Annotated in this window: 9 protein-coding genes, 1 tRNA gene, 1 rRNA gene and 1 pseudogene; 5 read left to right on the top strand and 7 right to left on the bottom strand. The window is 55.0% G+C overall.

What is annotated here, in order from left to right:
* Window positions 1–239: pseudogene (locus BMX43_RS19290) on the bottom strand (HTH domain-containing protein); the annotation flags it as partial.
* A 329-nt stretch (window positions 240–568) separates the two neighbouring features.
* On the opposite strand from BMX43_RS19290, the gene BMX43_RS19285 reads away from it, so the two are divergent.
* Window positions 569–1,702, top strand: coding sequence for a Fic family protein (locus BMX43_RS19285; protein ID WP_091303874.1), 1,134 nt, complete (start codon window positions 569–571; stop codon window positions 1,700–1,702).
* 341 nt (window positions 1,703–2,043) lie between these two features.
* Here BMX43_RS19285 and BMX43_RS19280 read toward each other — a convergent pair whose 3' ends face one another.
* A complete protein-coding gene (locus BMX43_RS19280; RefSeq protein WP_091303872.1) occupies window positions 2,044–2,400 on the bottom strand; it encodes a hypothetical protein in 357 nt (118 codons plus the stop codon).
* A 49-nt stretch (window positions 2,401–2,449) separates the two neighbouring features.
* Window positions 2,450–2,680: a tyrosine-type recombinase/integrase gene (locus BMX43_RS19275; RefSeq protein ID WP_281243162.1), complete on the bottom strand. Its 231-nt coding sequence runs from the start codon at window positions 2,678–2,680 to the stop codon at window positions 2,450–2,452.
* 5 nt (window positions 2,681–2,685) lie between these two features.
* Here BMX43_RS19275 and BMX43_RS19270 point away from each other — a divergent pair, with 5 nt between their 5' ends.
* The 3 genes from BMX43_RS19270 to BMX43_RS19630 all read left to right on the top strand — a co-directional run bounded on the left by BMX43_RS19270 (window position 2,686) and on the right by BMX43_RS19630 (window position 4,171).
* Complete coding sequence (locus tag BMX43_RS19270) at window positions 2,686–2,898, top strand: terminase gpA endonuclease subunit (RefSeq protein WP_245749545.1); 213 nt, start codon at window positions 2,686–2,688, stop codon at window positions 2,896–2,898.
* Window positions 2,899–2,966: 68 nt separating this feature from the next.
* Window positions 2,967–3,203, top strand: coding sequence for a helix-turn-helix domain-containing protein (locus BMX43_RS19265; protein ID WP_091303870.1), 237 nt, complete (start codon window positions 2,967–2,969; stop codon window positions 3,201–3,203).
* A gap of 332 nt (window positions 3,204–3,535) precedes the next feature.
* The gene (locus BMX43_RS19630) at window positions 3,536–4,171 is read left to right on the top strand and encodes a hypothetical protein (protein WP_139201648.1); all 636 of its coding nucleotides are present in this window, start codon (window positions 3,536–3,538) and stop codon (window positions 4,169–4,171) included.
* Here the strand turns inward: BMX43_RS19630 and BMX43_RS20545 are convergent.
* Both BMX43_RS20545 and BMX43_RS20325 read right to left on the bottom strand, forming a co-directional pair.
* Window positions 4,152–5,180, bottom strand: coding sequence for a DNA cytosine methyltransferase (locus tag BMX43_RS20545; protein ID WP_425431820.1), 1,029 nt, complete (start codon window positions 5,178–5,180; stop codon window positions 4,152–4,154). The genes BMX43_RS19630 and BMX43_RS20545 overlap by 20 nt on opposite strands.
* A gap of 56 nt (window positions 5,181–5,236) precedes the next feature.
* Entirely contained in the window at window positions 5,237–5,524 is a 288-nt protein-coding gene (locus tag BMX43_RS20325; protein WP_139201647.1) for a helix-turn-helix domain-containing protein, read from the bottom strand.
* A gap of 534 nt (window positions 5,525–6,058) precedes the next feature.
* Between BMX43_RS20325 and BMX43_RS19250 the strand changes: the two genes are divergently transcribed.
* On the top strand, window positions 6,059–8,011 hold the full coding sequence (locus BMX43_RS19250) for a S8 family peptidase (RefSeq protein WP_175482205.1): 1,953 nt from the start codon (window positions 6,059–6,061) through the stop codon (window positions 8,009–8,011).
* A gap of 141 nt (window positions 8,012–8,152) precedes the next feature.
* Here the strand turns inward: BMX43_RS19250 and BMX43_RS19245 are convergent.
* Together BMX43_RS19245 and rrf are read right to left on the bottom strand one after the other, a co-directional pair.
* Window positions 8,153–8,229, bottom strand: a tRNA-Met gene (locus BMX43_RS19245).
* Between the two features lie 70 nt (window positions 8,230–8,299).
* Window positions 8,300–8,414: ribosomal RNA gene (gene rrf / locus BMX43_RS19240) — 5S ribosomal RNA — on the bottom strand.
* Window positions 8,415–8,497 lie beyond the last annotated feature (83 nt).

The following is an 8,497-nucleotide window of genomic DNA, read 5'->3' as shown; positions in this document are numbered from 1 at the left end:
TTCGATGTCCGCCGCTGCTTGCGCGACTTCCCGGCCTCGGTCTTCAGCCAGCCCGACAGTTTGGCCGCAAAGGGGTCAAGTTTGCTCGGTCGCTCGGCAACCTTGAACTCAAGCTCAACCGCCCCAGACCGCAAATACTTCCTGATGGTGTTGCGCGACAACTTCGTCCGCCGCGCGATCTCCCGAATGGACAGATGCTCCCGCAATGCCCAACGCCGAATAATACTCAAAAAGGCCATGCCGATCACTCCAATGTCCCCTGCTGCCAGCAGCCAAGGGGAAGGTGTCACATGGGTCAGTTCTCAATGAAAATTACGCCGCTACCCGGGTCACTTCTGGGTGGAAATCAACAATTAGAACCCCCATTCTCCGCATGAGATGCGGCGAATGACAGGGGATCATGCTTTGATACCATTTTCCTGCCAGTCTCTGTCACCAATCTGGCTTGACGGCAGACTGCTGGCGACAACGCCTCTTGGTGTCAGAATAGAGCCAAATTCTGTTGCCAAGCGATCTTCGTGTGACTAGTTTGGCGTCAAATCCCGTTGATGACAGAATCGGCACAACCATGATCACCAAACCTTACGATCTTACGGATGCCGTCACCTATCACATCGGCACCTTTCCCCCGTCCGCCCTCGACTACGAGGTGCTCCTCGGGCCGCTCGAAGAGGCAGCCGCCTCCCTCGCGCGGTATGATACCAAGATGTCAGGCATGGTGAACAGCGAGTTGTTCCTCGCCCCCCTGCGTCGCCAGGATGCGGTCACCTCGTCCCGGATGGAGGGAACGATCTCGACCATCGAAGAGCTGTACCGCCTTGAAGCCGAAGAAGACGCGGGCAGCGCCGACCCTTATCGGGAAGCGCGCAACGACGACGTCGAGACCTACCTTTATTCCCGCGCACTGCGGAATGCCCAGCAAGCCCTCGCCGACGGCGCCCCGCTTGGAGAACACCTGATCCGGACTGCCCACCAGCAGCTGCTGTCCTTTGGCCGGGGAGCCCGCAAGCGCCCCGGCAGCTACAAGGTTGAACAGAACTACATCGGGGATGAACGGCGGGGAAGGATCTACTACGTTCCGATCGCCCCGGAGCAGCTGGGCCCGGCGATGGGCGAACTGGTCCGCTACATCAACGAGAGCACGATGCGGCCATTGATCCGCACCGCCATCGCGCATGTCGAATTCGAGGCTCTGCATCCGTTCGAAGACGGCAACGGCCGGATCGGCCGGATGCTGATCACCCTGATGCTGTGGAAACTCGGTGTCCTGCATCAGCCGAACTTCTTCGTCTCGGGCTACTTCGAAGCCAACAAGGACGAATACATCGAACGAATGCGCGCAGTCTCGGCCACCGGCGATTGGACCGGCTGGGTCGTATTCTTCCTCAAGGCGATGCACGCCCAGGCGACGGTCAACATCCAGACGGCCGACGCGATCTTCCGCCTTCACGGCGAGATGCGGGAGCGGTTCCGCGAAGTGCTGAACTCGCAGTTCCATGATCAGGCGCTGGACTTCGTCTTCGCAAGCCCGATCTTCCGCAACGACCGCTTCGTCGAACGCTCAGGCATCCCACCATCCTCGGCACGCGCGCTATCCCGACGGCTGGTCGAGGCAGGCATGCTGCGCACCATTGAACCGGCTTCCGGACGACGTGCGGCGATGTACGCCTTTGATCCGCTGCTCGATCTGCTAAAGGTGTGACGGTCATGGCCACGATTGTCTGCCCCCTCGAAGGGGGGCTCGCGAAATGTTGACCAGGTGTTGACAAGAATTCCAAAAGCAAAAATCCGACGCAAACCGTCGTGTTATAACATGCTGATATAATTTAGTTTTTTGGTTGCGGGGGCAGGATTTGAACCTGCGGCCTTCAGGTTATGAGGGCTACCCCTGCATCCGGAATAACCTTGTGATTTCTGCTCGTTAGTCGACTTTCCAGGTCGCTACGTCGGCGTCGTGTCGCACGGAACAGCCGCGAACCGATGGGAAGAAACTGCATCACTTCTTCTGGGTCCGCGTCCCCGCAAAAGGCCGCCGCAGGTACGCTACCTGCTGCCTTTTTCCTCACCATCGTCAATCTCGAAGTCCTCGGCGTCCTCATCTTCGACCTCTATGCCATAGGTCAGGTTTTCGAGCGTCGATGCCTCCAACAGCTCACGACGTTCCTTGAAGTTCGTGACGTCCTCGTAATGCGAGACTAGCTCGTCCAGCACAGTAATCTTTTTCCTGTCGGACCGGAGAGCTGCAAGATATTCGCCCTCGAAAGCAGGATCGAACGGTAGAGGCTTGATAAGATCGCGGATCAACTGTGCGTTCGGACCGCAGGCTGCACTCGAAAGAAAATAGGCCATAAGTTCGGCCTGCAGAATGTCCTCGTCCTCGAAATCGAATTTCTTACTCAAGAAAATCTTCGAAGCTTTCGACCGGTAGTCGATCTCATAGGTGTAGATATTAAGTCGCCCCGCTTCCTTCTCGACGATTTGGTGAGGGGAACAGGTGGCCGTAGCGTTCCATGGTCATCTGGATCGAGGAATGGCCCGCGAAGGTCATCACCTCCTTGATCGAGAAGCCCTGCTCGATCCACAGCGACACGGCGAAGTGGCGCAGGTCGTGCCAGCGCATCGTCACCTCGACCTTTTCCTGCAATTTGCGGAACCGGGCTTGGGTCTTGGTGTGCTGCAGGATGGGTGATCGACTACCGCGTGCTCTGGGGCGACCCTTCCGGCCCTCGCCTCTGGTCCGACCTGGATGCCGTGCTGAACGGCACCTGGGGCGACCTGCCGGTGCGAGCTGTGGCCGTGGACACCGGCGGCCACCACACCAAGATGGCCTACGAGTTCTGCCGCACCCGTCTCGCCCGCCGCGTTTGGGCGATCATCCGATCAAAGTGGATTGGCTAGTGCAAACCTACCCACAAATGTGACGAATTGTCCGTAGACGTACACGTCACACTTTCTGACAAAGGGGGATGACCGGAGTTCTGGAAATCCTTGGGAAGCGAGTGCGCGAAAAGCGCGAGGAACTTGGGCTATCCCAGGAAGCCCTCGCCGATGTGTGTTCCTTCGACAGGACGTATGTGAGCCTTATCGAGCGAGGCAAGCGAAACATTTCGCTAGTCAACCTCGTTCGGATCGCAATTGGCCTGAACACTTCGGTCTCGCAACTGACCGAAGGCATAGAAGATGGCTCTTACCCCAAACGATGAAATCCATGCATTGCAGATCCAAGCAGGCACTTTAGGACGCAAGGCGGGTCATGCATTCGAAGATAAAATCACGGCAGTGATTAATTGGTTTCAGTACCCAATCGATCTGGAAGGAGTCAAAAACACACACGTTTTGACCGGGGATCCAGCCCTATTACTCCTTGAGTACGTTGCAAGCTCACATTCTGCTAGCCGAATAATTTCGGCCCGTGCACTTTCTACAGGTGCCCTCGCGACATCAGAGGAGGGGAAGAAGTGGCTCGAGCACAACGGGGTTCCCATACGTCGATGTAAGAGTGACCTTCTTCTGACACTTACGACAGATAAAGAGGGTGAAAATATACGGGATATCAACGAAGCAATGTGACAACACAACCCAAAAAAATGCGCAACTCTATTTCACTACTGCACGCGGGTTTGCGAAACTCTTAAATGATAATGGATTGCAGGTATCAGACATTGCCGTTCATGCCATGCGACAGTTTTGCGGGGATGTTGGCTTCCGACCACTTGACAAGCCCAATGAGCTCGAAGATCGAAAAAGTGATCCTCGAAGATATTTCTGGGAAGAAATAAACCCTCTCGGGCGCCGAGACTGGGAAACCCTTTTCACTGACAAACAAGACGAAATCACACGTCTATTGCTGCAAAAGGCCTACCTTGATGACCCATTCACGCCCGATTTCCTCCTGCACAAAACAAAGAAAGCAAACTTCTGGGAAAACATAGAGGTAGAGATCTACAGCATTGATGAACTGATTTCTCACTCTCGAGACTACTCGGGATACTCAGTAAAACCATATTCGGTTAGGAAAGGAAGCTACCGCGACCCCGCAGGTGTCTCTCACCAAGCCCCACGCTTTGGGATAGTGCAAATGCAGAGAGGCGGCCAAGCGCAGCATCCTGAACAATTACAATTCAACCTTGAGGCTGGGTACTTCTACAAGATCAAACAGGGTCGACCGTAAGTGCAATGCAATTTTTTCGAGCCAGTAGCGGAGGGACCGCATTCCCAATTCCCGTACGTATAGTGCCCATCGAACCCACGAACTTGAAAGTGTCTGGAAACGATTGAATGCGAGCGGCCTCTCGAACGGTCAGAGACCTAGTTGCGATTGGATGCACATTGCGGCAGCCTGAAATCATCCCGAATGTAGTCTGGACCGTGGACGCAGGTTCAAGCCAAACTTGGCGTTTGTAAGTAGTATTGTATCCTGAAGGAGGCCTTAATGCCGGATCCTCGTTGTCGTGTGCACTGGCTCCCTCAGGGACATCCCAAAGCCACTCAATCACATGATCGGGATGCTTAACAGCCACATGAAATGGGTCATCAGATGAATCCCCAGACTCGAGATATGGAAGATCAGAACAGGCATCAGCGAAGCTACGATACGGCGCACGACTAGTGAAAAGATCGGCGCGACCACCGAAGTCAGGTGCGGGAAACGACGGCTGAACGCCTAGGTCACGGCGAACACCCATGAAAAATACACGGTTGCGAGCTTGGGGAACGCCATACTCAGATGCATCAACCTCATAGAGACCTGCCGTGTATCCGCATTTACCCAGATCGGCTAGAATCTGATCTTTAACAAACCCACCGTCTTTCGACCTCATTGAGGTAAGCAACCGAACATTCTCGACTATCACCACCTTAGGGCGAACGAGGTCCACTATTCTCATGTACTCGTGGAAGAGATAGTTTCGAGGATCGTTTACATCGCGTTTACCAGAGAGACTGAAACCTTGGCAGGGCGGCCCTCCAATAATGATATCGACAGCACCCACCTCCCGGATAACATTCTCTATAGCATCAGATCGTATTTCTGCCACGTCAGACCCGATGCGCTTCGTATTTGGAAAGTTCGCCTGGTAGATTTCAGCAAGGTCGTCTGCTAACTCTGCAAAGCCTACAACATTGTATCCAGCGCTTTGGAAGCCAAGGCTAAAGCCACCTATTCCAGAGAATAGATTTATTGCTGTTGGCCCATCTCTTTTGACCAGATCAAGGAGACTGAGATCAGCTAGGTAGTCTATATTCCCTGCAACTCTTGCAGCTTGAGCCGTCCTTTTTGGGTCATTTTTCTGACTTGAATACGAGTGCCCTCTATATCTCTTTTTTCGTTTAATTTCAGGCGCAAATTCTTCAGTTTTACTAATAACATCAAGCAGCTTTTCACAGAGCGGTCATCCAGGCTAATATTATTTAGCTCATATGCAGAAATCTTGTGCTGCTCCACACCTGATATTTCAGCCAATCTAGCTTGCGAAATTCCAAGCTCTATCCGCATCTCACGAAGATCTTGTCCGCTCTTCAACATTGGCCCCGACTCTGGTGAGTTTCTGTTACGTCACGGTTGAAGGTCATAAACACTCTAAGGGGGTACAGCAACCAATCACATCAGGGTTGGAAATCGGCGATTTGCATCCCCACCTCCCAGCCCCACGCGTCAGCGCATCGTCGCCATCCAAGAAGCGCTGGCGCGTTTTGTGCCCGACGCCGAACGCGCCCGCAGTGGCTTCCGACCTGTTCGGAGACAAGGCGGCACTGGCCTTTCTGCGCATCGATCCGGCGACACTGCGGGAGGCCGCGCAAGATATGCGGGATTTTGGGGTGGCGGTCAGCGATACGGATGCGGCCCAGATCGAACGCACAGGTACCAGATCATGCCCGGATTGCGCTATCGGCCATTCTCGAAGATTACCGCGCTGGCCAACTTACTCCAGCAGGCCAGCCTCCAAAATCAGCGACAGTTGGGCCTATCGAGGCATTTCGTCGAGCTCGATTGGAAACGCTTTGGACAGATGATGTCGCAGCCCTTCCATCAGACCCTCAGCATCAAATGTGGTGGGCGGTGTGGACCGAACGTGGCAATGAAGGTGCTCTGGAGGATGTATGTCAACGGCTTGGATTGCGAGCTGCAGGAATAGACCGCCGCCATTACTTTCCTGAAACGGCGGTGGTTCCTGTCTGGGCAACACGTGCCGCCATCGAACTGATGATGTTTGCCACGGGTGTTATCGGTGAGCTGCGGCGTGCCACAGACAATCCAGTCTTCTTCATGGAAGATGCGCGCGAAACGCAGCACGAATGGTCTGATGACCTCGCCAACCGCATCGAATGGCCGGGCGCTGAAGTACCTGCAGTCTGTTTGCTCGACACAGGCGTTAATCGGGCACATGCTCTCCTTGAACCGGCGATCGCCCCAGTGGACCTTCATGCGTATGACACGGAATGGGGAACCGACGATCACGACAGCCATGGGACTGCGATGGCAGGAATTGCCCTACACGGTGATCTGGTTGCCCAATTGAGCGACACCCAAGTTCGGACACTCAGGCATCGCTTGGAATCGGTAAAGCTTCTTCCGCCGCACGGAGCTGATGCGAACAACCCCAACTCATATGGCTCGATAACGCAGGCAGCGGTCGCGCTCCCTGAGATCACGGCGCCAGAACGGTTTCGCATTTATTGCATGGCGATAACGAACAAAGGGGTGTCCGGCGCTCACCCATCAACATGGAGTGCGGCGATCGATCAGGCGGCTGCAGGAACTATGGTAGGTGACGACGACGGCGCACCGCAGCGTCTGTTCGTGCTTTCAACTGGCAATACCGCACCTGTGATGCGCATGGCGAAATTGATCGGTCAAGATTCGTACCCTGCGGAAGACCCATCGCAATCGTGGAACGCCCTGACCATCGGTGGATATACAGATTTTTCAGCCGTGACCGATCCGGGTTACGAGGACTGGAGCACACTGGCGAAAGTTGGCGAACTCAGTCCACACAGCAGAACTTCAGTTGGCTGGCTACACAGTCGGTCCCCTTTCAAGCCAGAATTGGTACTTGAAGCAGGGAATCGCGCAGTCAGCCCCGCGCGCAACGACATCCTCACTGTGGATTCGCTGTGCTTGCTAAGCACAGGGCGGGATGTCGGTCGTCTCCCTCTCGTACCTTTCGATGCAACCAGCGCTGCAACGGCTCAAGGTGCAAGAATCGCGGCGCGGATTGCTGCTGATCATCCGGAATACTGGCCTGAGATGATCAGGGCGCTCATGGTCCATAGTGGAGAATACACGGAACATATGCGTTCGGCTTTTGCTGCCCAACCCGGCTTGCGGGAGCGATATGCGTTGGTGCGCCGTTTTGGCTACGGTGTTCCCGACTTCGAACGAGCTACAGCGTCAGCGCGAGATCAGGTTGCGCTTGTCGCTCAATCCGAGATTCAGCCGTTTCGGATGCAAGGGACACGCAAATTCAACGACTGTCATTATTACCAGCTCCCGCTCCCGACGGCTGTCCTTGAACAGTTGGGAAACGAATTGATCGACCTCAAGGTGACGCTATCTTACTTCGTCGACCCAAACCCTGGGTTCTCGGCGAACGTCGACCCCCAAAGATATCAGTCATACGGTCTTCGGTTCGATCTCCGGCGCAAGGGAGAAACGGTCGATTTATTCAAACGGCGCGTGAACGCTGCGGAGCGCGATGATCCGAGCATCGGCGGTGCTCGACATCCAGACGACAGTCGTTGGCTGCTCGGTCCCGACAGCATCTCTACTGGTTCTCTCCACTGCGATACCTGGAGCGGACCTGCGATTGACCTGCTGGGGCGAGACCGACTGTGCATCAAGCCGGTGGGTGGTTGGTGGCGCGACCGCGCGCGACCAGAGGTTGTCAATCGAAGGGCCAGCTATGCCCTCGTTGTCACTCTTAAGGGCCGCCGCATCGACATCGACCTTCACACTCCCATCAGCATAGCCGTTCAACCTCCTGTCGAAATCGACTTGCCTCTAGGAAACTAAACCAATGGCAGCCAAGCGGATCTGCTCCGTCCGGCGCAACGCAACTTCCCCCGTTTTGTTGACCTATTGTTGACCTGGGATTTGGAACGCGAAAAGCCGCCCGGAGGGCAGCTCGTAACGTCTTGATATGTTTATTATATTTGGTTGCGGGGACAGGATTTGAACCTGTGACCTTCAGGTTATGAGCCTGACGAGCTACCGGGCTGCTCCACCCCGCGTCTGTCCCGATGGGATAAGCTGATCGGGTTTGGGTGTATCGTAAAGAGAGAGTGTTTGGGTCTTTTCTAGGTTTGGCGGTGACCTACTCTCCCACGTCTTGAGACGCAGTACCATTGGCGCGGCAGCACTTAACGGCCGAGTTCGGGAAGGGATCGGGTGTTTTGCTTGCGCTATGACCACCAAACCGAGGAAAGACCCGCGCTGGGGTTTTGAGTTCCAGCGCGTTTTTACAGCATCTTGTTCCAAATCTGTGGTGCTTTTGACGAT

This window comes from Gemmobacter aquatilis (assembly GCF_900110025.1).
Classification (GTDB): Bacteria; Pseudomonadota; Alphaproteobacteria; order Rhodobacterales; family Rhodobacteraceae; genus Gemmobacter; species Gemmobacter aquatilis.
The sequence above is the reverse complement of the archived record's forward strand: the minus strand, read 5'-3'. Positions and strand labels throughout refer to the sequence as shown.

What these genes read in the sequence shown, in the direction of transcription:
- BMX43_RS19265 (WP_091303870.1), top strand. Translation starts at nt 2,967, where the DNA reads ATGACCGGAGTTCTGGAAATCCTTGGGAAGCGAGTGCGCGAAAAGCGC.
- BMX43_RS19285 (WP_091303874.1), top strand. Translation starts at nt 569, where the DNA reads ATGATCACCAAACCTTACGATCTTACGGATGCCGTCACCTATCACATC.
- BMX43_RS20325 (WP_139201647.1), bottom strand. Translation starts at nt 5,524, where the DNA reads ATGTTGAAGAGCGGACAAGATCTTCGTGAGATGCGGATAGAGCTTGGA.